General features: G+C 56.5%; 27 protein-coding genes, 1 tRNA gene and 1 pseudogene. 14 read left to right on the top strand and 15 right to left on the bottom strand.

Annotation, left to right across the window (positions count from 1 at the left end; genetic code table 11):
- The first annotated feature begins 34 nt into the window (after positions 1-34).
- Together DXY31_RS08725 and DXY31_RS08720 are read left to right on the top strand one after the other, a co-directional pair.
- Entirely contained in the window at positions 35-382 is a 348-nt protein-coding gene (locus DXY31_RS08725) for a hypothetical protein (RefSeq protein WP_114993450.1), read from the top strand.
- Between the two features lie 17 nt (positions 383-399).
- A tRNA-Pro gene (locus tag DXY31_RS08720) sits at positions 400-473 on the top strand.
- Positions 474-604: 131 nt separating this feature from the next.
- Here the strand turns inward: DXY31_RS08720 and DXY31_RS08715 are convergent.
- From DXY31_RS08715 to DXY31_RS08700, 4 genes and pseudogenes are all read right to left on the bottom strand, one after another.
- Positions 605-1,183 (bottom strand): annotated as a pseudogene (locus DXY31_RS08715) (Crp/Fnr family transcriptional regulator).
- Between the two features lie 221 nt (positions 1,184-1,404).
- Entirely contained in the window at positions 1,405-2,385 is a 981-nt protein-coding gene (locus tag DXY31_RS08710) for a PstS family phosphate ABC transporter substrate-binding protein (RefSeq protein ID WP_114993404.1), read from the bottom strand.
- 100 nt (positions 2,386-2,485) lie between these two features.
- Positions 2,486-2,746, bottom strand: coding sequence for a hypothetical protein (locus DXY31_RS08705; protein WP_114993449.1), 261 nt, complete (start codon positions 2,744-2,746; stop codon positions 2,486-2,488).
- Between the two features lie 70 nt (positions 2,747-2,816).
- Positions 2,817-3,692, bottom strand: a complete 876-nt coding sequence (locus tag DXY31_RS08700; protein ID WP_371639264.1) for a 3'-5' exonuclease — start codon at positions 3,690-3,692, stop codon at positions 2,817-2,819.
- Positions 3,693-3,776: 84 nt separating this feature from the next.
- On the opposite strand from DXY31_RS08700, the gene DXY31_RS08695 reads away from it, so the two are divergent.
- Together DXY31_RS08695 and DXY31_RS08690 are read left to right on the top strand one after the other, a co-directional pair.
- Complete coding sequence (locus DXY31_RS08695; RefSeq protein WP_114993403.1) at positions 3,777-4,238, top strand: peroxiredoxin; 462 nt, start codon at positions 3,777-3,779, stop codon at positions 4,236-4,238.
- On the top strand, positions 4,235-4,981 hold the full coding sequence (locus DXY31_RS08690) for a DUF1350 family protein (RefSeq protein WP_114993402.1): 747 nt from the start codon (positions 4,235-4,237) through the stop codon (positions 4,979-4,981). The genes DXY31_RS08695 and DXY31_RS08690 overlap by 4 nt, the downstream gene beginning before the upstream one ends.
- Here DXY31_RS08690 and DXY31_RS08685 read toward each other — a convergent pair.
- The 4 genes from DXY31_RS08685 to DXY31_RS08675 form a co-directional block, all read right to left on the bottom strand.
- A complete protein-coding gene (locus tag DXY31_RS08685) occupies positions 4,930-5,166 on the bottom strand; it encodes a VOC family protein (protein ID WP_198410868.1) in 237 nt (78 codons plus the stop codon). The genes DXY31_RS08690 and DXY31_RS08685 overlap by 52 nt on opposite strands.
- Positions 5,167-5,183: 17 nt before the next feature.
- Positions 5,184-5,354: a hypothetical protein gene (locus DXY31_RS17245; protein WP_198410867.1), complete on the bottom strand. Its 171-nt coding sequence runs from the start codon at positions 5,352-5,354 to the stop codon at positions 5,184-5,186.
- A gap of 131 nt (positions 5,355-5,485) precedes the next feature.
- Positions 5,486-7,459, bottom strand: a complete 1,974-nt coding sequence (acs, locus tag DXY31_RS08680) for an acetate--CoA ligase (RefSeq protein ID WP_114993401.1) — start codon at positions 7,457-7,459, stop codon at positions 5,486-5,488.
- 110 nt (positions 7,460-7,569) lie between these two features.
- Entirely contained in the window at positions 7,570-7,995 is a 426-nt protein-coding gene (locus DXY31_RS08675; protein WP_114993400.1) for a hypothetical protein, read from the bottom strand.
- Between the two features lie 78 nt (positions 7,996-8,073).
- Here DXY31_RS08675 and DXY31_RS16970 point away from each other — a divergent pair, with 78 nt between their 5' ends.
- From DXY31_RS16970 to DXY31_RS08665, 3 genes are all read left to right on the top strand, one after another.
- Entirely contained in the window at positions 8,074-8,235 is a 162-nt protein-coding gene (locus DXY31_RS16970) for a hypothetical protein (protein ID WP_170953631.1), read from the top strand.
- Between the two features lie 288 nt (positions 8,236-8,523).
- The gene (locus tag DXY31_RS08670) at positions 8,524-8,781 is read left to right on the top strand and encodes a hypothetical protein (protein ID WP_114993399.1); all 258 of its coding nucleotides are present in this window, start codon (positions 8,524-8,526) and stop codon (positions 8,779-8,781) included.
- Between the two features lie 138 nt (positions 8,782-8,919).
- Positions 8,920-9,654, top strand: a complete 735-nt coding sequence (locus DXY31_RS08665) for an HAD family phosphatase (RefSeq protein ID WP_114993398.1) — start codon at positions 8,920-8,922, stop codon at positions 9,652-9,654.
- Here the strand turns inward: DXY31_RS08665 and sds are convergent.
- The 5 genes from sds to DXY31_RS08640 are packed head-to-tail and all read right to left on the bottom strand — an operon-like array spanning position 9,638 to position 14,146.
- Positions 9,638-10,609 carry a solanesyl diphosphate synthase gene (sds, locus tag DXY31_RS08660; RefSeq protein ID WP_114993397.1) on the bottom strand — a complete coding sequence of 324 codons (972 nt, stop codon included), beginning with the start codon at positions 10,607-10,609 and terminating at the stop codon, positions 9,638-9,640. The two genes, DXY31_RS08665 and sds, sit on opposite strands and share 17 nt — an antisense overlap.
- A 22-nt stretch (positions 10,610-10,631) precedes the next feature.
- Positions 10,632-11,438 (bottom strand): glutamate racemase, encoded by an 807-nt coding sequence (gene murI / locus DXY31_RS08655; protein ID WP_114993396.1) that lies wholly within the window; start codon positions 11,436-11,438, stop codon positions 10,632-10,634.
- Positions 11,435-12,526 (bottom strand): N-acetylmuramoyl-L-alanine amidase, encoded by a 1,092-nt coding sequence (locus tag DXY31_RS08650; protein WP_114993395.1) that lies wholly within the window; start codon positions 12,524-12,526, stop codon positions 11,435-11,437. Before DXY31_RS08650 ends, murI begins: the two co-directional genes overlap by 4 nt.
- A 5-nt stretch (positions 12,527-12,531) precedes the next feature.
- A complete protein-coding gene (locus DXY31_RS08645; protein ID WP_114993394.1) occupies positions 12,532-13,353 on the bottom strand; it encodes a carbon-nitrogen hydrolase family protein in 822 nt (273 codons plus the stop codon).
- Positions 13,354-13,405: 52 nt separating this feature from the next.
- Complete coding sequence (locus tag DXY31_RS08640; protein ID WP_114993447.1) at positions 13,406-14,146, bottom strand: 2-phosphosulfolactate phosphatase family protein; 741 nt, start codon at positions 14,144-14,146, stop codon at positions 13,406-13,408.
- A gap of 63 nt (positions 14,147-14,209) precedes the next feature.
- Between DXY31_RS08640 and DXY31_RS08635 the strand changes: the two genes are divergently transcribed.
- Positions 14,210-15,769, top strand: coding sequence for a UbiD family decarboxylase (locus DXY31_RS08635; protein ID WP_114993393.1), 1,560 nt, complete (start codon positions 14,210-14,212; stop codon positions 15,767-15,769).
- On the opposite strand, the gene DXY31_RS08630 is transcribed toward DXY31_RS08635, so the two are convergent.
- On the bottom strand, positions 15,744-16,745 hold the full coding sequence (locus tag DXY31_RS08630; protein ID WP_114993392.1) for an extracellular solute-binding protein: 1,002 nt from the start codon (positions 16,743-16,745) through the stop codon (positions 15,744-15,746). The genes DXY31_RS08635 and DXY31_RS08630 overlap by 26 nt on opposite strands.
- 100 nt (positions 16,746-16,845) lie before the next feature.
- On the opposite strand from DXY31_RS08630, the gene DXY31_RS08625 reads away from it, so the two are divergent.
- Positions 16,846-17,505, top strand: coding sequence for a Fe2+-dependent dioxygenase (locus tag DXY31_RS08625; RefSeq protein WP_114993391.1), 660 nt, complete (start codon positions 16,846-16,848; stop codon positions 17,503-17,505).
- Between the two features lie 58 nt (positions 17,506-17,563).
- Positions 17,564-17,800: a hypothetical protein gene (locus DXY31_RS08620; RefSeq protein WP_114993446.1), complete on the top strand. Its 237-nt coding sequence runs from the start codon at positions 17,564-17,566 to the stop codon at positions 17,798-17,800.
- A 120-nt stretch (positions 17,801-17,920) separates the two neighbouring features.
- Here the strand turns inward: DXY31_RS08620 and DXY31_RS08615 are convergent, their stop codons facing one another.
- The gene (locus tag DXY31_RS08615; RefSeq protein ID WP_114993390.1) at positions 17,921-19,663 is read right to left on the bottom strand and encodes an iron uptake porin; all 1,743 of its coding nucleotides are present in this window, start codon (positions 19,661-19,663) and stop codon (positions 17,921-17,923) included.
- Positions 19,664-20,290: 627 nt separating this feature from the next.
- On the opposite strand from DXY31_RS08615, the gene DXY31_RS17385 reads away from it, so the two are divergent.
- The 4 genes from DXY31_RS17385 (at position 20,291) to DXY31_RS08595 (ending at position 23,508) form a co-directional block, all read left to right on the top strand.
- On the top strand, positions 20,291-20,431 hold the full coding sequence (locus tag DXY31_RS17385; protein WP_206749809.1) for a hypothetical protein: 141 nt from the start codon (positions 20,291-20,293) through the stop codon (positions 20,429-20,431).
- Positions 20,432-20,811: 380 nt separating this feature from the next.
- Positions 20,812-22,131: a 3-phosphoshikimate 1-carboxyvinyltransferase gene (aroA, locus tag DXY31_RS08605; RefSeq protein ID WP_114993388.1), complete on the top strand. Its 1,320-nt coding sequence runs from the start codon at positions 20,812-20,814 to the stop codon at positions 22,129-22,131.
- On the top strand, positions 22,128-23,066 hold the full coding sequence (locus DXY31_RS08600; RefSeq protein WP_244279662.1) for a tRNA (5-methylaminomethyl-2-thiouridine)(34)-methyltransferase MnmD: 939 nt from the start codon (positions 22,128-22,130) through the stop codon (positions 23,064-23,066). The genes aroA and DXY31_RS08600 overlap by 4 nt, the downstream gene beginning before the upstream one ends.
- A gap of 256 nt (positions 23,067-23,322) precedes the next feature.
- Entirely contained in the window at positions 23,323-23,508 is a 186-nt protein-coding gene (locus tag DXY31_RS08595; protein ID WP_066906656.1) for a hypothetical protein, read from the top strand.
- The last annotated feature ends 74 nt before the right edge of the window (positions 23,509-23,582 follow it).

Below are 23,582 nucleotides of genomic sequence, written 5' to 3'. Positions count from 1 at the left end.
CAAGGTTGGGAGCGACTGGAACTCCTTGCGCGGCGTGCCGACCATTCCTGAGCCGAAGCCACCTCGACGTTTACATCCACTGCCGAGTGGCCTGGTGGAGCTTTACGGCCTGATCGCAGTGCTGGTGGTGCTAATTCCGGAGTGGATCGCTGATGGCACGTTGAGTCTTGGAGACAACAGACGACGTTCCACTTTGCCGGTCGCCTCAAGAGCCTGGAGAACACTGCCAGAGCTGCAGCTTGCCTCAATGAGTCTGTCATCGCTGCGTCAATTGGGCCGACAACTGCGACTTTGGGGGTATGCGGGCGACAGCCGTGACAAGCTCACAACAAGACTGCTAACACGCATTCGGCGACACACGAAGAGCGGGAATGCCTTGTGATAGCTTGCATCTGCCGTCGGGGCGTGGCGCAGCTTGGTAGCGCACTACTTTGGGGTAGTAGGGGTCGTGGGTTCAAATCCCGCCGCTCCGATGTCAAAGTTCAATCCAAAACAAAGGCTCCTCGTTTGAGGAGCCTTTTTTTATTGAATTCTCTGTAATCCGCTCAAAGCAAACAAAAACTACCCCGAATTAAGATTCTAAATATCTCTACTCAAGAGCATTTCATTTGCAGGGCAGATGGGTGATCACGAGATGGCGCTGACCGTCGATCTTGAGCCACCCCTCATCTCTGAGCAGACCGATGACCCTAGTCACCGTCACACGGGTGGTGCTCAGGGCACTCGCCATCTCCTGATGAGTCAAGCGCAGATTGAGGCGCAGTCCCTGCTCACAAGGCTGGCCATAATCCTGAGCAAGCAACTCCAGAAAACCTCTAACGCGCTCCTCAACTCGACGAAGCCCAAGTAGCGAGAGCAGGTACTCCGACTGCCGATGACGAAGCACAACCGCTCCCAGCAGATCATTGGCAAGGTCCTATGACTCACGCACCTCGCCCATCGTCATGCAAAGAAGATCCGAGTCGGCAAGGGTGACGGCCTCATAGGCCTGGACCGTGCTCAATGGCTCGCCGAAGGTCTCGTTGGGACCAGCCAGCCCCAGCAGTAGCTCATCTCCATGCACAGAAACCGCCCCGAGCTTCACCATGCCATTAACAACAAGCCACAACCTGTTTTTGTGAAGTGGCACCACGTTTCCCGCGGCGAGGTGCAAGCGATTTCGATTTTGAAAACTGGAGTCCAGAAGGCAGTGCCTTGCTTTTTGTGTTTTTGATTCTGTAGGAGATTCGACAGCACCGACTGACGATTCCCTACCGACGAGTGTATGGAGCGCAACATGACCTACCCAGACGAAGAGCCGGCAATCGAATCAATAAGGAGTGTTCAAAAGTATCGAAAGATCAGGGTAAAAATGACCAATCGACGGGTGTCAAACCTGGCAATGATCGATCAGGAGTACTGCGATTACTGACTAATCCGTTCAATCACTGGCCGCGACTTGCTGAGAATTTCAGTCTCAAGGGGAATCAAACCGAGCTCGGCAACCTGACCCTGGGCCTGGCTGCTCAGCATGAAGTCAAGAGCCGCTCTGACCGCCTGCGTGTTGTCGCCGTTTCCCGACCTGTAGGCCAGACCCCAGATCAGCGTGACGATCGGATAGGCACCCTGGGCCAAAGGGTTGGGGTTGCTGCCGGCAAGATTGAAATCCAGTTCGATGCCCTTGAGGGTCTGAGCGCTGGAGACGACACTGGGTCGCAGGAATTCTCCAGCTTTATTCTGCAAGGCAGCGGCCCTCAGACTGCCGCTGAGATGGGACACACCGAGATAGCCGATGGCTCCTCGCCTGTTTTCAATGGCAGCGGCAACACCGGAGTTCCCTTCTGCGGCGATCGCATTGGCTGCTGGCCAGCGAATCGATTGACCTGTCCCTAGCAACCATTGAGAGGAAAAAGCCTGCATCGACTGAGAGAAGGCCTCGGTGGTGCCAGAGGCATCTGATCGATGCACCCAGGTCAGAGCACCAGGCTTGCAGCCGAGCTGCTTCCAGTCGGTGATCCTGCCACTGGCCACCTGGACTGCCTGCTGTTGGGTCAGCTTCAGATCGCAGCCTGGCTGGTTGTATCCAAAAGTGATGGCTTCTGCAGCGATGGGAATCTGAACCACACCACGCCTCACCTTGGCCAGGTCCCTGGGCTGCAACGGGGCATCGGACACTGCGAAATCAACGGCCTGCCTGATCAGGGCCCATTGAGCCTCGGCTGAGCTAACGGGTCGAAAGCTGACCTCAGGACCGCCTGAACCAGTGATCTGTGCAAACCAGTTTCGATAGAGCCTGGAGGGGAGTGCGACGCCAACTGCGGTCAGAGACGAATCGGAGGAGGCGGAGACACCGGATCCCACAGCGAGCAGGAAGAACAGGATGAGAGCTTGCCTGGCAAAGCTCATGGGTGGCCTGGACGGAATCGACCTACCCCTAGCGGATTGCAGGTCCAGGCAGCGTTCATGAGCGCTGTTCGTGAGCGCTTAAGTGCGTTTGAACAGTGAATCAAGGCTTATGGGTGGACGCACCTGAAGGCAACCGCGTCGATGCCGAGTAACGCGTCAGCCATCGATTCACCCGCGACCGCTGACAGGACGGGACCTCCTCCAGTAAGTGCGAGAGCTCCAGTGCACCGAGTCGCTTGAGTTCGCGTACATCCACATGCCAGAGGCATTCTGCCTCGCGAATCAGGCGCGCCCAAGTCCGTACCTGCTGCCAGCGCTGCAGGCGAGAACGAATGGAAGGCGGATGCCTGGGAAGATCCATCACATCAGCCTGGCTGTCAGATCTCAAGCTCGGGCAAACCCTCCGCGAGGTTTCGGACTGATGAAGCAAATCAGGACGCCAGGCGCAATGAAGGCTCAACAGGCACAACGGGAAAGTCGAGATTGGAGGCCTCCCTCGCCGACAGGCGCCTGGCCCAAGCTCCTTTCACCGGCTCGTTCCAGCGGAAACCGGCATCCCGGGCGAGATGACGGTTGTCGTAAGACACCTGGGCACGCATCAGCTGACGCGGCTCCAGTCCATGCTCGATCAACTGTTCAAGGTCTTCACATCGCCGGAAGACCTCAGCCAGGTAGATGCAATCGGTCAGGGCACGATGGGCAGCCCAGACAGGGATTTCATAGGCCAGTGCCAGATCACGCACCGAAGGCCTGGACCTGAGCTGGCGTTCCGGTGGCCAGCGCATGTCCTCCATGCTGCAGAGCCAGCGCTTATCGGTTGCCGGCAGGTGACCTCGGCCGAACCACTGGCGATCGAAGGCTGCGTTGTGCGCCACGAGCACATCGGCGGCATCCAGCAGCGACTGGAGATAGCCGAGGGCAGGACGCCAGGGCTGGGGCAGGTTGGTGGCGGAGGCTGGAATGCGATTGATCGCTTCCGCGGCATTGGACTCCACAGGCAACAGAAACGATTGCTGCGCCAGCACCTGGCGACTGGACACATCGAAAAGAATCACGCCAACCTCAAGGCAGTGATCCAACTGCGGATCCAATCCTGTGGTCTCGGTGTCAACAATCAACAGCGTGCGTGCTGCAGCCTGACGATCAGCTCCTGACTGCGGCGACGGACTGGTTAAAGGACGCTCCAGCGATTGCTGCGGAGATTGCGAAAAAGATTGAGGTGGGGATTGAGGTGGTGGGGACGGAGATGGTTGGCCACCGCTCAACGACAGCAGATCGAGCTGACCGGGTACTGATGAGTTCTCCACGCGCTGTCCTCCCTCCTGGATCGAACCATTCTCCGTCCTTCATCCGCGCTTCCTAACGTTTCGCCACCAATTCGACTCCTCTTCATGGCCCTCACCGTTGGTGACAGCGTTCCGTCCATCAACTTGGAGGACCAGGAAGGCAACAGCTGCGCCATCGCCGAGCGCAACGGCACCCCCCTGGTGCTGTTTTTCTACCCCAAGGACGAAACCCCAGGCTGCACCGCGGAAGCCTGCGGTTTCCGTGATTCCCACCAGGAGCTTCAACAGCTCGGCGCTCAGGTCTGGGGTGTCAGCGGTGACGATCTGGTCAGCCATCGCCGTTTCGCCGAACGTCATCAGCTTCCGTTTCCGCTTCTGAGTGACAGTGATCAACGTCTGCGCAGAGCCTTCGGCGTCCCCAAGACTTTCGGTTTGCTGCCATCGCGCGTCACCTATGTGATTGACGGCCAGGGTGTAATCCAGCACGTGTTCAACAACCTGCTCGATGGCCCAGCCCATGTCCGCGAGGCGATGCAGGTGCTTCGTTCGCTGCAACCCAGCAAATGAGCAGCTGGGTTCGCTTCCGTGACTGCTGGACCCTGTGTCCGCGCCAGCCAAGGGGACTGGTTGAATTTGTGGGTGGCAGTTATCTGGCGGCAACCCCTCAGATCAGCTACCGACGCCTGCTGGAAGGACTAGCTGCCCGCGGAGTTGCTGTGCATGCCTGGAGCTATGTGCCTGGTTTCGACCACCAGCTCCAGGCACGTGAGGCCTGGAGTGCCATGCGCGCTTGTCGGACCCGACTGCAAGACCGGATGGGATATCTTCCACCACCTCTGCGTCTCGGCCACAGCTTGGGTTGCAAACTGCATCTGCTGGCTCCCGATGGAGGGCGGAACTGCAGTGGCCTTGTGGCGCTCAGCTTCAACAACTTCACCGCAGATCAGTCGATTCCCCTGCTCGGCGTGGTGGCTCCAAGCTTGGGGGTGAACACTGAATTCAGCCCGAGCCCCAAGGAAACTCTGCGACTGATCAAGCGTCAATACCTTCAGCCCCGCAACCAGGTGGTGCGATTCAACAGAGACCAGATCGACCAGAGCCTCGACCTGATCACCGCTCTGCAGAGCCGCCAGGGAGACCAGAGCGAGCTGCTCAGGTTGCCTGGAGATCACCTCACCCCCGCCAGTGCCGGCCTACGCAGACAGTTTCTGGGCGACTGGGCCGAGGGCAGTGACCGGCAGCAGCAGGTGAACCGGCTTCAGGACCTGATCACCTCATGGGCGCTGAGTGGCACCGTCTCCTCCGGGTAGATCACTGAATTGGCCTTGGGTTCTCCAAAGACCTCTTCGTCGCTGAGTGTCGTCTCGATCAGCTCAATCGGAACACCTTGGTCTTCGATGATGGCCACCCAGAAGCCGCTGAACGGTTCATAGGGCCCGAGAAGCAGGAGCTCATCAGCCACTGCGGCTTCCAGATCATCCACCTGAAATGCCACATGCGGGGTGGACTGAATCAGTGGGTGCAGGCAGCTGCCGGGGGCAAAGCGATGAAACTGAATCCGGAATCCTCCCCACCGGATTTGTAAATCCGAAAGGTTGAGCTGTAGTGCTCACCAGGGCGTTGCTCCGAGATGGGAACGCCCATGTGGTGGTAGCGGTAGCTGACGTTGGGCTTGCGTTTCATCACTGTTGAACCCTGCTGAATTGACCATGCCCTGCGATCTGGTGAGGGACTGGTGAACGGCAGGAGAGTTTGGGAGCTTTCAAAGCTCCCGACCTCAATCGATTGTCCCTCTCCGCAGAGGAAGAGCGGGGTCAGGCACGCAGCTTGTCCAGCACCGAGCGATCCTCCAGGGTGCTGGTGTCACCGGTAACTTCCTGGCCAGCGGCGAGGGCGCGGAGGATCCGGCGCATGATCTTGCCGCTGCGGGTCTTGGGCAGAGCATCGCTGCAGCGGATCTCATCGGGCCTTGCAATCGGGCCGATCTCCTTGCCGACGTGGGCCCGCAGTTCTGCAATCAGCGAATCAGCTGGCTCACGTCCCGCCTCGAGGGTGACAAACGCGACGATGCCTTCCCCTTTCAGATCATCAGGACGACCCACGACCGCAGCCTCCGCCACGGCCGGATGACTGACCAAAGCAGACTCGATCTCCATGGTGCCGAGGCGGTGACCGGAAACATTGATGACGTCATCAACACGACCCATCACCCAGAAGTAGCCATCGGCGTCTCGACGAGCGCCATCACCGGCGAAATAGATGTGACTACCGTCAGAGGGACGAATGTGCTCCCAGTAACTTTCACGGAAGCGCTGAGGATTGCCATGCACGGTGCGCATCATCCCCGGCCAGGGACGACGGACCACAAGGTATCCCCCTTCATCGGCTCCAACCGCGTTGCCATCTGCATCCACAACGTCGGCTTCAATGCCCGGCAACGGCAACGTCGCTGAACCGGGCTTGGTAGGAGTCGCACCCGGGAGGGGACTGATCATCACGCCACCGGTCTCGGTCTGCCACCAGGTATCGATAATCGGGCAACGACCGGAGCCGATCACATCCCGATACCACATCCAGGCTTCGGGATTGATCGGTTCGCCCACAGTACCCAGCAGACGAAGACTGCTCATGTCGTACTGATCGGGCACTTCACGCCCGTTTTTCATGAATGCGCGGATCGCCGTAGGAGCGGTGTAGAAGATCGTGATGCCGTGCTTTTGAATCAACTCCCAGAACGCCCCGGGGTTGGAGGGACGCGGTGCCCCCTCATACATCACCGTGGTGGCACCATTGGAAAGCGGACCGTAAACGATATAACTGTGTCCGGTGATCCAGCCCACATCCGCCGTGCACCAGTAGACGTCATCGTCGCGAATGTCGAAGATCCATTGGAATGTGAGATGGGCCCAGAGGTTGTATCCCGCAGTGCTATGTACAACACCTTTGGGTTTGCCGGTGGAGCCAGAGGTATACAAGACGAAAAGACGGTCTTCACTGGCCATCGGTTCCGCGGGGCAATCGGTGCTCTGGGCCTCGACTAGTTCATGCCACCACTGATCACGACCTTCGGTCATCTCCACCGACTGCTTGGTGCGCTGCACCACCAGAACAGACTTCACAGTTGGGCAACTATCGCCGGCAAGAGCAGCATCAACAGCAGGCTTCAGCGAAACGGGCTTGTCCTTGCGAAAGCCTCCATCGGCAGTCACGACAGCCTTGGCTTCACCGTCGATCAGACGATCGCGAAGTGCTTCAGCTGAAAAGCCGCCGAACACCACGGAATGGGGTGCACCGATGCGGGCACAGGCGAGCATGGCGATTGCCGCCTCAGGCACCATCGGCATGTACAGCGCCACGAGGTCGCCCTTGCCGATTCCCATTGCTTTGAGGGCATTGGCGGCTTTACAGACCTCGGCATGCAGTTCGCGGTAAGTGAACCGTCGAACGTCACCTGGCTCTCCTTCCCAGATCAGTGCAGTTTTGTTGGCCTTCTCGCTCTGAAGATGTCGATCCAGACAGTTGTGGGAGATGTTGGTGGTACCGCCTTCAAACCAGCGAGCAAAAGGCGCCTCCGACCAATCCAGAACGGCATCGAAAGGCGTGAACCAGGAGAGTTCCTTGCGGGCTGCATCTCCCCAGAACGCTTCAGGGTCCTGACGGGCGGCGTCCGCCATCGCTCTGTAAGTTTCTAGTCCGCTGATGCGAGCGGAACGGGAGAAGTCGAGAGACGGCTCGAAAACGCGCTGCTCGTCTAGCACGCTCTCGATGGTGGATTTCTCGCTCGTCATCAGGGGTTTCTCTGTTGCGCCTAGGGCAAAAGATAGTTGCCACGGCGCATTCAGACAGGTCCTTGGATCAAACCGTTTCGAAGGCAGATGGCTGTCTCTTGTGATGACAGCTAGTCAGTCCGCAACAATCTGGGCAGGATTCGCAAGAGGGAGTGGGGGTCAGCTTTAGCCCTGCCCCGTTTTTGCAAGCGCCTCGGCGTATTCAGCAAGACATTCAAGTTCGTCCGAGCAAATTCATCTCGATTGGTTGTCTTCTTCGTGACCGTCTCTCCCCCGACGACCACAATCACATCGCCGACGACGTCCTCGGGCCGCTGTGCGCCATCGATGTCGGGAGCCCGTTCTTCAAAGGCATCAAGCAGATCGATCCGAAGCCCATACAGGGTGCTATCTCTCTTGTCGTGGTCGTTTGTAACGAGCTGAAAGCGCTCTGTCGGCGGAAGGACCTCGTGCTGAAGGTGGTAGGTGGTCAAGAGACTGCCGATGTCGCCTCCTGCACCAATGACTACGACATCCACAGGGTCGAAAGTCAACAAGATCTAACCTTAGATTTAAATGATGTTTGTCCGGTTAATTATCGCATTGGCTGACGGCTCAACCCTTCGCCCTCTTGGGTGATCATCGACCAGCTACCGCATTTCTGGCTGGAAGTCGATCAGAGACTTCGGATCAAAGTCAATCGCATGCTGCACTATCACAGCGCAGCACCAACGAACTGGCTCAAAGCCATGGCTCTGCTGCGGGTAATGCCAGCTTGTCCTTCAACCGTTGCCTGAAGGTCCGGGAATTACTCACGCGTCATTGATCTTTTTCAGCATTCCTTTCCCGTTCATAATCACCCTTTTTTCTGAGCGTCAACCCAGGTGCTAGAGCCAACCCAACCGATTCGAGGAGGTATTCAGGCAACAACCCCTGCAGAAATCAACTGGAAGCGTTTTCAGCCGAGCTGGTGATCAAGGCTTTCAAGCAAGGGGGCCTGAAACCGAACCTTTCAGGGCGGTGATCCTATCTTCCAAGAGACAAGGATTGGGCATAGACCGAAAAGGTCCCATTCGGACATCAAAATGACAATCTTTTCAGACCTTATTGACGACATTCCTGCAGTGGAAGCCATTGACTTCTACGAAAGAGAGAAACATATTCTGATGGAAGAAATTGGTGATATCGAGTTTTATCGACGCAGAGAACTTTCCATGATTGCAGCACGCAAAAAGCGAAAGTTGATCCTTGATGTGCACTGGTTAAACATCTGCTTGGCAATTAAACACCTAGAAAACACACAAACCGGAAGCTGGAAACGATGCCCGCCCAAGTCATGGTGATCAGAACTCTGTAGGTCGGAACTGTTGCGAACGACCGAATGCTCTCGTCGCCTTAAGCGCGGTCCACGGTGAGTGGGCAATCAACGCAAGCCCCGATCAGAATGGTTGAGGTACAAGCAGTAGCCATGTCTGGACTGGATGCCCACATCAGCCCTGTTCCCACTGAGTAATCAGCTCACCACCCAACCCAAGGCCTGCCTGTTTGATCTAGACGGCCTGTTGCTGGACACCGAGCCGCTTCATTCGCGCGCCTGGCAACAGGCAGCACAACAGTTCGGAACCAGTCTTGCAACGGACCAGCTGATCAAACTGCAGGGTCGCCGGCGGCTGGACAACGCCAGGCTCGTGTGTTCCTGGATCGATCGATCGATCACACCGGAACAACTGCTTGCCATCAGGCAGCCGATCGCAGAACAACTTCTACCTGAAGCCAAAGCCATCGAGGGAGCGGAATCGCTGGTACAAACAGCCGGCCGCCTTGGCATTGCGACGGCTCTGGTCACCAGCAGTGACCGAAAGTCAGTGCAACGCAAGATTGGCAACCACCCCTGGGTGAATCGCTTACAGCTGATGATTTGCGGCGATGAACCAGGGCTGAAAGCCGGCAAACCAGCTCCGGATCCTTTCCTGATGGGAGCGGAACGGCTGAAGGTCAGCCCCCAAGACTGCTGGGCATTTGAAGACTCCAAAGCCGGATGCGAATCTGCCTTGGCCGCTGGTTGTCTGGTTTGGCGCCTGCTCAGAAAGACTGAAGAAGCGTACCGGCTAGATCCTGGAGCCCAAAAACTGGTGCATGCTGGTCGACTATTTGCGATCAGCCAGCTCAGCGAGGCCCAGCGTTGCCTTGAGTCATTGATCAGTAAAGCCGACTAAGCACGAAATCGGGGAGCTCCAACAAGGCCGTGCGATAGGGGGAGTCGGGAAGCCAGGTGAGTGCTTCGCGAGACTCCTGGGCGAAAGTTTCAGCCAGTTGACGGGTACGGGCAATGGCATCCGACTCACGCACCATGCCGAGAGCTTCGTCGAGATCTCCGTCATTACTGAATTCGCGTTCGATCAGAACACCCATGGCTGGGTTCCGCTCCAGTGCATACAACGCAGGTGCGGTGAGATAACCACTCGATAGATCGCTGGCAGCAGGCTTGCCCAGTTGCTGATCACTGGCCGTGAAATCAAGAATGTCATCCACCACTTGGAAGGCCAAACCCAACTGACGTCCGTAGCGATAGAGAGATTCCAGCTGAGGTTCGGTACAGCCGCTGAGAACGCCTGCTGCACGGGCACTGTTAGCAACCAGAGAAGCTGTCTTGCAGTAACTCTTTTCCAGGTACGTCTCGAAGGTTTGTCCTGTGTCGTATCGGAATAAACCCTGCTTCACCTCCCCGTCAGCGAGATCCATAATCACGCGACTGAGCAGTTTCACTACATCGAGGTTGTCGAGGTTGGCAAGGTGCCAACTGGCCTGGGCAAACAGGAAATCACCTGCCAAAACAGCCACACGATGATTGAAGCGACTATGGACGGTTTCAACCCCACGCCGGGTTGCTGCCTCATCCACCACGTCGTCGTGAACCAGCGAAGCGGTATGAATCATCTCGGTGATCTCAGCCAACCGGCGGTGCCGGGAGGTGAGACCACCATCGCTGGCGAGAGCTCTTGAAACCAACAAAACAATGCCGGGCCGCAGACGCTTGCCACCTGCACTGAACAGATGCTCGGCAGCGGCCTGAAGAATCGGATGACCCGCTCCGATCAGATTGCGAAGATCGCTGAGCAGGATCTCTAAATCCGCCTCGACCGGCTCCAGCAAATCGGTGACGGTGGTCATGAATCCTCTCAGTGAGCTGATCCTAGAAGGCGCCGACCTGACACTGCAGTTGCACCAGCTCAACCCGTGGCCGTTGTCCCAGCCAGGGCGTGGCACGGTCAGCAAATCCTTCGGCGTCAGCCGTCACACAGATGCGGGTTGCCCCCATATCGAGGGGCTGATCCAGGCCTCCAGGCACTGGCTTCCCCAGCAAGGCATCAAGCTGACCGGCCACGGCCATGGCGGGATCGATCAGCCGGATGGATTGCGGCAAGAGGTTATTGAGCAGCGGCACCAACAGGGGATAGTGAGTACAGCCAAGAACCACAGACTCCACTGAAGCCTCCATCAGGGGTTGCAGGTAGCGGGTTGCGGCATTGCGCAGGGCGTCGGAACGCAGATCTCCGGTTTCAATCAAGGGGACAAACTCAGGACAAGCCTGCTGCACCACCAGCGTCCCAGGATGTAAAGCCTCGATGCTTTCCCTGTAGGCCCCCGATGCGACGGTTGCTGGTGTTGCTAAGACTCCGACACGGCTTTCCCGCACCATCGCCGCAGCTGCGCCAATCAGGCCAACCACAGGGACACCAGCTTGACCTTCGGCAACATCTCTAGCCAGGGCATTGGTGGTGTTGCAGGCCATCACCACCGTTGAGATCTGATGCTGGCTCAGCCAACTCACCACTTCTGAGGCAATGGTGCGAATTTCAGCCGCGGAGCGACTGCCATAGGGAACACGGGCCGTGTCGCCGAGATAGATCACCTGAAGGGATCCGTGGCGTTCCAAAACCCGACGCAGAACCGTGAGTCCCCCCAGACCGCTGTCAAACATGCCAAGGCGGATGGTCATCGCACGCCCTGCAGATACTCAAGAATGCCGGCGGCAATGGCCAAAGAGAGCCGACGGCGATGCGATGCGGTAGCCAGCCTTGGGGAGTCGAGACTGCCCGTGACAAAGCCTGTTTCGACCAACACTGAAGGCATGGTGGTGCGGCGAATCACGAAAAAACGTCCGCGACGAACGCCGCGATTGGGGCTTCCGGGAGACACATTCAGCACCTGCTGCTGAATATGAGCGGCCAGCCGAGCAGAGCGGGGATCGGAAAAATAGAAGGTTTCAATGCCGTTCACTTCCGGACGGGACATGCTGATGGCATTGGCATGAATGCTCACAAACGCAGTTGCACCCAGTCGGTTGGCAAGCGAAACCCTCGGCGGCAGATCAACATCAACCTCTGCTGTGCGGGTCAGGGTGACCTGAACACCCTTGGCCTCAAGCAATCGAGCCACCTGAAGAGAAATATCGAGAACAATTTCCGACTCGCGAATCCCCCTGATGCCCACCGCACCGGGGTCAGGCCCCCCATGACCTGGATCGATCACGACGCGGTAACGACCGCGAGCAACAGTTGGCAGCCCCGCTGCATTAACCGGAGTCCGCGTGGGCTTGATGCGAACGCCGCCCCAGCGACCAGAACTCGCCCGATTGAGATCGCCTTCCCCGAACGTGCGCAAGCCTGTGGTGGCCAGCCCCTCAAACATCAACTTCCAGCGATCCGGCGAGGTACCGATCAGACGCAACTGACCAGGGTCGAGTTCCACGCCGGGATTGAACTCGATCACTAGACGCGTGGCACCAGGGTTGGGCTTGCCCAGTCGAACCTCGCGGACGGGTCCGGAACCTCGAAGCTTGCGGGCGCGGCTCAGCTCACCGGGGAAATCGATCCAGACCCTCGGTCCACGACCACCTTCCCCGGCTTCAAAAAAGGCCTCGAGCCGCGCACCTGTAGCCGTGCGCAATTGCAAAACACCATCACTTCCCAGCGACCAGGCCGCAAGGGCACTGGCGGCACGAGCAGGCAACGCCATCAGCAAGCCTGCGCTCTGCAGGACGAGGGCAACCAGCAGGGCACTAAAACGACGAGGGAGCCGAGGCATCAGATTCAGAACAGTGTGGTTCTGCGGTGCTTAAGGCAAGGCATCTGAGTGCGGATGCGCTCGAGATGATCCAGATCAATAGGGGCAACGGCTGCACCCGTGCTGACCCCGGCATCGGCCAGCACAGTTCCCCAGGGGTCAATGACCATGGAATGCCCGTGGTTCTGACGACGTCCTGCGTAGACACCTGTCTGCGCAGGGGCGAGCACATAAGAGGTGTTTTCGATCGCACGAGCCTGCAGGAGCACCTGCCAGTGGTCCTTACCCGTGAAGGCCGTGAAAGCGGCGGGAATCATCAGCAACTCAGCTCCTGCTCCGATCAGATTTCGGTAGAGCTCAGGGAAGCGCACGTCGTAGCAAATCGACAGCCCCACCCGACAAAGTCCAGGCACATCCACAACGGGCGGAGGCGTCGTTCCCTGGCTGAAAGAGGCTGACTCTCTATAGGAACTACCGTCGGCCAGGTCGACATCAAACAGATGAATCTTGTCGTAACTGGCAAGAATCTGACCATCGCGACCCACCAGCTGGGCGCGTTGGTAGGTGTGTGCACCGTCACCGACGGGGACAGGGAAACCGCCCCCCAAAATCACCACCTGATAACGACGCGCCATGGTGACCAGAAAACTGGATGCCTGATCTGCAAGAGCCGGCGCCAGTTCCAGTCGCCGTGAATCCTCACCGAGAAATGCAAAATTCTCGGGAAGTCCGATCAACTCGGCTCCCCTTCGTGCAGCAAGGTCGATCTGTTCCTCGGCAGCACTGAAGTTGCTCTCCGGGTCGGAACTGCTGGTGAGTTGCACGGCAGCAGCCAGGAAATCACGCACGGAGATCAGAGTTCAGTCGATGAAATGGTATGGCTGACGAGTGCTCCGCGCTTTACACAGGAACGGCTCGTAAAACACCGGGTTCAACCTGGGTCGGTACGACCTGAATCTGATCCAACCCGGCGCAGCAGCTGAAATCGGCATCGTGGTTGCCGATTCCGATCAGCCGTTGACCATGTGAAGCGACACGAAGGCAGGCTTCTGGGTCATGCCGCCACTGACTCCAGAGGGCCAGTGCAGCCTGGAGTTCATCATTTGCCGCCGATGCGCCAGCCGATACGAGCAGCTCTCCAATCGCTCCAGCAGCCAAAGAATCCTCCAAGGAATAGGTCCCTTCCCAGCCACTGCCCAGGATCAAAATCCGCTGGTATTTCCCTACCAGCAGCCGCTCTGCCACCGCACGTCGATTGGGTAATGCTGCTGTAACGAGGCAAGCGACGTCACGGACCCGCTGCAAAGCGCGGGTGCCGTTGGTGGTGCTCATCAGCAATCTTTTGCCTCGCACCACCTCGGGAGTCACCGCTATGGGGGAGTTACCCAGGTCAAATCCATCGAGCATGCAACCGCCGCGCTCCCCTAAGAGCAAACGAGAGGATTCAGGCCACTGCTGCGCCTGGGAACGCAGTTCATCAAGATCCGCAAAAGCCTGCACCGCCTCGGCACCGTTGTGCAGCGCCCAGGCAATCGTGGTCGTGGCGCGCAGAACATCGATCACGACCGCTGCGTCAGGACCATCAGCGGTACCGACAGTGTCGGGAACATCTGCTGCCGCATGAAAATAGGAAACCTGCATGGCCACACTCACCGTCAGCGTGCGTCACAGTACCGAGATCACGCCCGCTGAGGTGGCTTCCAGATGGCTCTGTTCCGCCCCGGTCCCGGCACCAGGGATCTGCGCGCCTTCATTCAACTGTTGGAGGAGCGGGGTCAACTGAAGCGAATCACGGCGCCAGTGGATCCCGATCTCGAGTTGGCGGCCATCGCCGATCGCGTTCTGGCCAGCGGAGGGCCCGGGCTGTTGTTCGAGAACGTGATCGGATCTTCCATGCCGGTCGCCGTCAACCTGCTCGGCACCGTCGAGCGTGTTGTCTGGAGCATGGGCCTCGATCATCCAGAGCAACTGGAGGATCTAGGCGAGCGCTTGGCGTTGCTCCAGCAGCCGCGCCCACCCAAGGGGTTAGGGGAAACCAAGAAATTTGCCCGGGTGTTCTGGGACCTGGTGAAAGCGAGACCGGACCGAGATCTGTTACCTCCATGCAGGCAGCAGGTCTTTGAAGGTGATGAGGTCAACCTCAACAACATTCCACTGATCCGTCCCTGGCCTGGCGACGCAGGCGGTGTGATCACGCTTGGGCTGGTGATTACGAAAGACCCCGAAACCGGCGTTCCCAACGTGGGGGTTTATCGACTTCAGAAACAATCGATCAACACCATGACCGTGCACTGGCTCAGCGTGCGTGGTGGTGCTCGTCATCTGCGCAAAGCGGCAGCACTCGGCCAGAAGCTGGAGATCGCCATCGCCATCGGTGTCCATCCACTGCTGGTGATGGCGGCAGCCACACCAATTCCAGTGCAATTAAGCGAATGGTTATTCGCAGGGATTTATGCCGGTGAAGGAGTCAGGCTCGCTCCCTGCAAAACCGTTGATCTTCAGGTTCCAAGTCACAGTGAAGTGGTGCTTGAGGGCACGATCACACCGGGCGAGGTAATGCCCGATGGCCCCTTTGGCGACCATATGGGCTTCTACGGCGGCGTTGAAGACTCACCGCTGGTGCGTTTTCACTGCATGACGCAACGCAAGGATCCGGTCTTCCTGACCACCTTCAGCGGCCGTCCTCCCAAGGAAGAAGCGATGCTAGCGATCGCACTCAACAGGATCTACACACCGATCCTGCGCCAGCAGATCCCCGAGATCAAAGATTTCTTCCTACCGATGGAAGCATTGAGCTACAAACTCGCGGTGATCTCAATCGACAAGGCCTATCCAGGTCAAGCAAAACGGGCAGCGATGGCTTTTTGGAGCGCCTTGCCGCAGTTCACTTACACCAAGTTCGTCGTAGTGGTCGACAGCCACATCAACGTGCGCGATCCCCGCCAGGTGGTCTGGGCGATCGCTGCCCAAGTCGATCCACAAAGGGATCTGTTCACCCTGGAGAACACACCGTTCGACAGCTTGGACTTCGCCAGTGAGCAACTCGGCCTTGGCGGCAGGCTGGCCATCGATGCGACCACAAAGGTTGGCCCTGAGAAAAACCATCGCTGGGGTAAACCGCTCAGCAGACCAGACGATCTCGAACAGCGTGTCACTGATCGGCTGGACGAACTGGGGTTAACCGACATCAGTAACAGGGAGCCGAACCCAGAATTGTTCGGCTACCTGCTGGATCAACTCATTGCCAACCGGCCTGGGCCATGAGCTGAATGGCCTTGGGGTTCAGTGCACTTAGCTGAGAGATCGAAACATTATCTGGGGTGAATTTGGTCATCCCTTTGAGATATGTTGAACCGCCAACACCAGTGAGCGGAAACTCAAACGTGGGGCCTGCAATTCCTCTACTTCCATTGGGAGATGCCAGGAACTCGATTAGTTTGACAGCAGCTGATTTATTTTTGGCGTATTTAGACACCGCTGCTGCGCTGATATTCACATGGGCAGGATTTGGCATCACAATCTTCACCTGATTGCCGAGCTTTTGATCCTTCGCGCCATTAATACCTGCTCGCATGCGAGCAAGGTAATAATGGTTAACCACGCCAACTCCGCACTTACCCTGAGCAACCGCGCGGATCAAGGCGATATCTCCAGGGAAGTAAGGCTGAGAAACATTAGAAATCAATCCCTTCAGCCAAGCCTTGGTCTTTGCTTCACCACGAATCGCGAGCTGATCTGCGACCAACGACTGGTTGTAGACATTTTTACGATTACGCAGACAGACTTTACCTTTGAGATCAGGAGAAGCTAGCTGTGCATAAGTTTGCACCTGAGATGGTTTAACTTGATTGGGATTAATGATAATTGCACGTACACGTCGAGCAATACCAAACCAACGATTACCTGGATCGCGATAACGCGCTGGAACTTCGGAATTCAACTTCGCTGAGTTGATTGGCTGAAACAAGCCAGCTTTTGCAGCATTATTAATTCTGGCCGCATCAACAAGAATGATCACATCAGCCTTGGTGTTGCTCCCTTCGCGCTTGAGGCGCTCTACCAGAGAGATCCCGGAAGCTTCGATGAGCCGAACCTTGATACCGGTTTTATCAGAAAACGCCTTGTAACTCTGTCGGTCGGTATTGTAATGACGACCGGAGTAAACACGAACTTCTTCAGCCTGCGCCGCAGCCGTCAGAAAAGACAGAGATGCAAGCAAGGGAAAGGCAAGCAGCTTCATAAAACACAAGAACCCACCTGAGGCTGTCTGCGAAAAACCAAAACGTCGCACCCAGTCGATACCAATTACGAAAACGTATGATACAAGCAAACTGTTCTCAATGAACCATATCAAGCTTCAACTTTTCAATCCTGAGCAATGCCAAGCAATTCTGCACAACGTCGAAAACGGCGAATGGATTGATGGCAGAACAACAGCTGGTGCACAGGCCAGAGACGGAAAAATCAATGAACAGATCGTGCACACATCAGCCATCAGAGCTGAGATCCAAAACCTTGTACAACAGGCCATGTGGGCACATCCAGCGATCAAAAGCTTCTGTGTGCCGCGAAAACTGCACCGGTTTTTAATCAGCAGAACAAGAACTGGAGGTGGATATGACAGTCACGTTGACAATGCCTACATGAGCAGCGGCAGAAGCGACCTTTCTTTCACCCTCTGCCTATCTGACCAGCAGTCATTCACAGGCGGTTCACTGGAAGTCGACACTGTGACGGACTCCCTGGAACTGGAACTTCAGCAGGGAGAGATCGTGATTTATCCCAGCTCAACGATGCATCGCGTCAACACAGTCACCAGCGGAGAACGCGTCGTTTGCGTTGGTTGGATCGAAAGTTATCTGAAGAACGAAACAGATCGCGTCACCCTGTTTCAACTGGATACGGGGGCCAGAGGATTACTCGCCAAACACGGTCGCAGCGAAGAACTCGACCTTGTGTTTCTAGCGTATACAAATTTACTGCGCTCACTGGGCACCTGATCAACGCTGTTGAAACGACTTAGTATTGAAAGAGCCTATATAAATGGTGGTTATTGGAATGAAGAGGTCAACTCTTTCCATTTTTCTTGCCGGTGCGGCTGCACTGAGCAGCCAAGTTGCAGATCCAGCTGCACTCGCCGACACCAACCCTATGGGTGGTGGATTGCAGGAATGGAGCACTGATCAGGACATCGACGCCGAAGCCAAGAAGGATGCCGATGCCAAGAAAGCAGCTGAGAAAGCTGCCGAAGAAGATATCTGTGTACCCATTGGTGAGGGCGAAAACTGCTGGTAATCAATTCAGCCAGTCTCATCAATGAGTAAGGAGGCCTGAGGGCCTCCTTTTTTGTTGGAATCAGCCAAATAAAAAAGCTCCCTCAAAGAGGGAGCTTGGAGAAGAATCAACCGATCTGAATCAGAAACGGAAGGTGGTCTTCACGAGGTAACCGAAGGTGTTGAACTGCTCAGCATCTTCGCCACCGGTGAAAGGACCACTGCCGGTGAGTTCACCGAAGGGACGAGAGACATAGAAGATGGCAGGAGTCACAGCAATGTTGTCGGTGACTTGGAACTGGTAGTACAGCTCCATGGCGTAGTTGCCGTCATCGGGAGTGCTGTTCTCACGCTCTGTTTCGAACTGAGGCTGGCCGATAGCGAAACCAAGCAGGTTGCCCTTCATGAAGGCATCCTTCCAGTTCAGACCAACAGTCCAACCCTGAGAAGCCTGCTTTCTCTTAACTGCGCTGCCGTCGAACGTTGTGCCGTTGACTTTGATCGCAGTAACGTCGCTGTCGTGGCTGAAGGAAGTGTAGTCCCAACCAAGGGTGATGGAGGGAACCCAGCTTGCCTCAGCAGGCTGCCACCAGGCGCGCAGAGCGAACGCGTTGGCATCGCTGAAACCACGGGATGCAGACTCATCGTCGCCACCCTTAACAGTGGTGGTTGCACCCAGAGGTGTGCCGTAACCGACGGTCATGCCACGCTGGATGTAGGCATAACCGGCGTTGATGTTCCACTGAGGGCCGCCATAACCGATCTGGGCAAGAAACTTGCCTTTAGACGTGTCGGTACCGATGCCACCGCCATCTTTGGGGTTGCCCTTGTAGCCGTTCTTGGCGACGTAGTTCACAGCAACAGTGAACTTGGGATCGTAAGGATCGTTCTGGCTGTTGGGCTTCCAGACGATACCTGCACCAGGTGAGGTGCTAGCGCCGTATACGCCGTAGTAACCACCCAGCTTGAAGTCCTTCAGGATCTCGCGATACACGGTGGCGGGAGCGCCAAGCATGTAATAGTTCTCGATCTTGGCACCCAGATAAACCTGGAAGTCAGCACCCAGAGGGAACTGGTACCAGAGCTTGTCAACTTTCACTGCATCACCAGTTGACTTAGCAACGGCAAGCTGAGTGATGTTGCCGGTGTAACCCTTACCGGAGAAGGCGTTGTTGTTGAAGTTACCGGCACGCAGGCGGGTGTACAGCAGATCCTTCCCCGTGAAGCTGGTGTTCAGGTTCAGGGTGGCGCGATAGTTGAACGTGAAAGCGTCCTGGCCGAGGTACTTGCCCTTGTCCTTGTAGTAGACGTTTTCAACCTCGCCGTCGTCGGTCGTCGTGGTGTCGATTACGCGTGAAGGAACTGTCAGTTCATGCCCTTCACCGCCATAGCTGACGCCACCCATAACGAAGTCAACCTTACCTTTCAGCTTGGTTGTGGTGGAGAACTGGGTTGCTTCCAGTTCGCCAACGCGAGCTTCCAGACCGTCAACACGACCCTTAACGATGGCGAGTTCCTTTTCGAACTCCTTCATCAGGCGCTTGAGCTCGTCGGTCACCTCGGTGACGCGGTCGAGACAGGCGTTCAACAGTGCAGCCGCTTCGAAGCGGGTCATTGCACGGTTGCCGCGGTAGGTGCCGTTGGGATAGCCGGCAACGCAGCCGTAGCGCTCAATCAGGTTGCTGAGAGCCTGATAAGCCCAGTCGGTCGGGTAGACATCAGAGAACTGGGTGATGCTGGTGACCTGATCCACAGCAACCGCGTCGTTAGACAGGTTTGCGTAGTCGGACACACCAGCAACATTGACTTCAGTGGCACCAGCAGCCATAGGAGCCAGCAGGCCCAAAGCAGCAGGAGCAACCAGCAGTTGCTTGAACAGTTTCATTGATCCTCACACCAATAAAAGAGGAAGAGGCATTTGCCTCGGACCGTATTAAAACGCACAGCAAGCGAGTCCGCTACCGAAAAAGCAGCCTCGAATACAACAAGCAGACCCCTAGAAGGCAGAGCAATTCGCAAAAAATGCGATTCAAACAACGCCATCCCAAGCCCAGGCACTACGAAAACCTGCTGGTTTCAAAGCCCAATCGAGGCTGCCAAGGCAAGACGCGAGCCCAGGAGGAAAGAATTTCCAAGCCCAAATCCCTTGACACCACCGCATCTAGCCTCAAATCAATCGAATTCGAGCCTGATCGAAAGCCCCGATGATCCTGCGATGATCACAAAAATCTCAGACAGACTCAGGCTCAGCCCGAGCTCCGGCAATCAATAGGGGTTGACAAAACACAAACCGGCCACCTTGGTTACAGATGCAACCTTCACTTGTAAGGAAGGATCATTCACCTTTGGCAGCAAGAGAAACATTCGAAGCCATGGCACCAATGCCAGTGGTCAGTCAGTCAAACGTCAACTCCAACAAGCGCATCGGATTCATTGATCACCCTGCTACGCATCAGAACTTCGCCCAGACCACCAAAACCATCCATAAATTATTCGGAGCAAGGGCGAAATCATGGACGTTGCGCACGAGCTCCATCGGCAACAACTCATCAAGGCTTATAACAACGCGGTAAAAAGGAAAGACTGGCAAGCAGCTAAAAATTATCGCGATGAACTCAATATTGTAATCGCCAGAAAAGTCGCGTTATCTTAACCTTTTCCCTGGAATTAAAGTATTTAGGAACAATCACAACCCTTGATGCAGATTGAGTTTGTGGTGAACAAACTTTTTCTTCTAAAGCGTGCTTCAAACGCAGGATGCTTGAACTAGACGCCTGAAGGAGAGCAGCCATTAGGCCTTGAGAATATTGCACTTACTCAATCCATGCACTTTCATCGGCCAAGACAAAACAGAAGTTTTTTCTTTTTTCAAAAGATGATTTGACGGTACTTTTTTAAGTAAAAGTCGCCTAATTGCCTTAGAAAGGATTTAAAATTTCTGATTGAGAGTGAGCATCTTGAATCAACACCAAGACACGAATTGATGTAGGAGCATGCGACTCATAGAATTCAACTACCAAGCGATGAGAAAACGTGCCGGGAACACCAGGAGATGCCCGTCAACTGAGATCCGGCGGAAGTCTCAATGGTCACGTGAGGGTTCCCGGAGATAAATCGATTTCTCACAGGGCTTTGCTGTTCGGAGCCATTGCCGAAGGCAAAACCACGATTGAAGGGCTGCTTCCTGCAGAGGATCCGATCAGTACAGCAGCCTGCCTGCGAGCGATGGGAGCTGAGATCAGTGCTGTGGCCGATGGGCAAATTATCACCGTTGAGGGGGTTGGGTTGGATGGTTTGCAGGAGCCCAGTGAAGTGCTCGACTGCGGAAATTCCGGCACAACCATGCGTCTGATGCTCGGATTACTGGCTGGTCGGGATGGTCGGCATTTTGTACTGAGCGGGGATGATTCGCTCAAGCGGAGACCGATGCAAAGAGTTGGGCAACCGCTCTCGATGATGGGAGCCGAGGTACGCGGCCGCGGGCAGGGCAACTTCGCCCCCTTAGCTGTGCAGGGACGCAAGCTACGTGGGGCTGTTGTCGGCACACCAGTCGCCAGTGCTCAGGTCAAATCTGCTTTGCTGCTCGCTGCACTGACTGCAGACGGAACTAGCACGGTGATTGAACCTGCCCACTCCCGTGATCACAGCGAACGCATGCTGAAGGCCTTTGGCGCCGACCTGGATGTAGGCGGCGAAATGGGACGCCACATCACCATTCGACCTGGAGCTCGTCTGCATGGTCAGCATGTGGTGGTTCCTGGTGATATCAGCTCAGCGGCGTTCTGGCTGGTCGCTGGTGCTCTGGTTCCCGGAGCCGATCTGACTGTTGAAAATGTGGGCCTGAATCCAACCCGCACCGGAGTGCTAGAGGTTCTCGCGCAGATGGGAGCCCGAATCGAAGTGCTCAACCAGCATGATGTGGCTGGAGAACCGGTGGGGGATCTGCGTGTCACGCATGGATCACTGAAACCCTTTCGCTTTGGAGAGGAGATCATGCCGCGGCTGGTGGATGAAGTCCCGATCCTGAGCGTGGCTGCATGCTTCTGCGATGGCGAAAGCCGGATCACAGGAGCGGCTGAACTGAGGGTGAAAGAAACGGACCGTTTGGCGGTGATGGCACGCCAGCTCAAAGCCATGGGTGCGGACATCGAAGAGCATCCCGACGGTTTGACCATCCGTGGAGGCCGACCACTGAAAGGGGCTCAACTCGACAGCGAGACCGACCATCGTGTGGCCATGAGCCTTGCGGTAGCGGCCTTGATGGCCAAGGGCGATTCAACACTGGTAGGAAGTGAAGCCGCAGCCGTCAGTTACCCCACCTTCTGGACCGATCTCGAGCGACTGCAGCGTTGAACCATCCGCTCGGGCAACTTAGGGCGCTCGAAACGGCTGACGGAAGCCTGAGTCTTCACAGCGATCACTTTGACGAGGCCTTTCACAGCTCCGCAGGTGCTCTGGAGGAAGCGGAAGCGAAATTTGTTCGACCAGCCGAGCTGAAAAGGTTCTCGCAGGCAAGCGAACTGAAGCTGCTCGATGTCTGCTTCGGGCTCGGTTACAACAGCGCCGCCCTGATGCGCGCGCTGCCTCAAATCAGCACACCCAAACTGCAGTGGTGGGGCCTGGAAGTGGATCAGAGGCCTCTGGAATGGGCTTTGAATCACCAACCGTTTTGTGACCTTTGGCCAAATGCAGTGCTGCAGCGACTTGAACAGCTCCACCAGAGCGGTGGATGGAATGACTGCGGAGGCCAGGGAACGATGCTTTGGGGTGATGCCCGACAAAACCTAAAGGCCTTGCCATGCAGTAGCCAGCTTGACCTAATCCTGCTGGATGCCTTCTCTCCAGGGCGTTGCCCACAGCTCTGGAGCGAGGAATTCCTCGGAGCTCTGGCCAGCCGCCTGGCACCGGGAGGACGCCTGGTGACTTACTGCAGAGCTGCTGCGGTGAGAAGCAGTCTTCGACGTGCGGGCCTGACGCTTCGCTCAATGCTCCCGATCACCGGACAGCGGATCGAATGGAGCTCCGGCACGCTGGCCGTCAACCCCCTCGCAACAGCCCCTCTAGCGGCGGAGGGGCCAGGCTGGACCTCACTCAGTGCCATGGAAGAGGAGCACCTCAACACGAGAGCTTCAGTGCCCTATCGAGATCCCATGGGTATTGACGAGGCCAAAATCATCCAGCAAAGGCGAGAGCGTGAACAGCAGTCCTGTGATCTTGAAAGCACGAGCGCCTGGCAGCGCCGCTGGTTGATGCATAAGCCTCATAAACATGCTCCAAATATGACCTAAGTGTGATCCTGAACCGCAGTGACAGGTCTGGAATACCCAGGCGGCAGCGACATCCAAAACGGCTAGTGCAGGCTGGATGAAAATGATCTGATCAAACTTTTTTCGCTGTGCACATCAACTTTCGCCCGTATAAAAAACAAGGCCTGTGGAGGGATGTTGTAGGTCTTTTTTGTTGATTCATGATGGTGAGTTCAAGACATCGTCGACTTTGGGCCCATGAAGGTGCAGGCTGAATGCAGTGATGTGCATTTCTGCCATGACTTTCACCCTGTCCGGCTTTGACGCCTGGACATTTCAGATCGTCTTTTACGGCAGTCTTCTCGTTCTTGAAGCCCTGCATGACGACGAGCGCCTCAGCACAGTGCTCCAACCGATGGACTGCACCCGCCAACGCGCCCATGCCTTAATCCGTCAACCCAGTTGCACATTGGTCGGCCGTTGAAAAAACGACTGGGCTCTCTGCTGGGCTGAACCGGCTGGATCCCGGTAGATTCCGCCCGATCCGCATTGCTGTTC

The organism is Synechococcus sp. UW179A, assembly GCF_900473965.1.
GTDB lineage: Bacteria > Cyanobacteriota > Cyanobacteriia > PCC-6307 > Cyanobiaceae > Synechococcus_C.
This window is presented reverse-complemented; position numbering and strand designations above follow the sequence as displayed.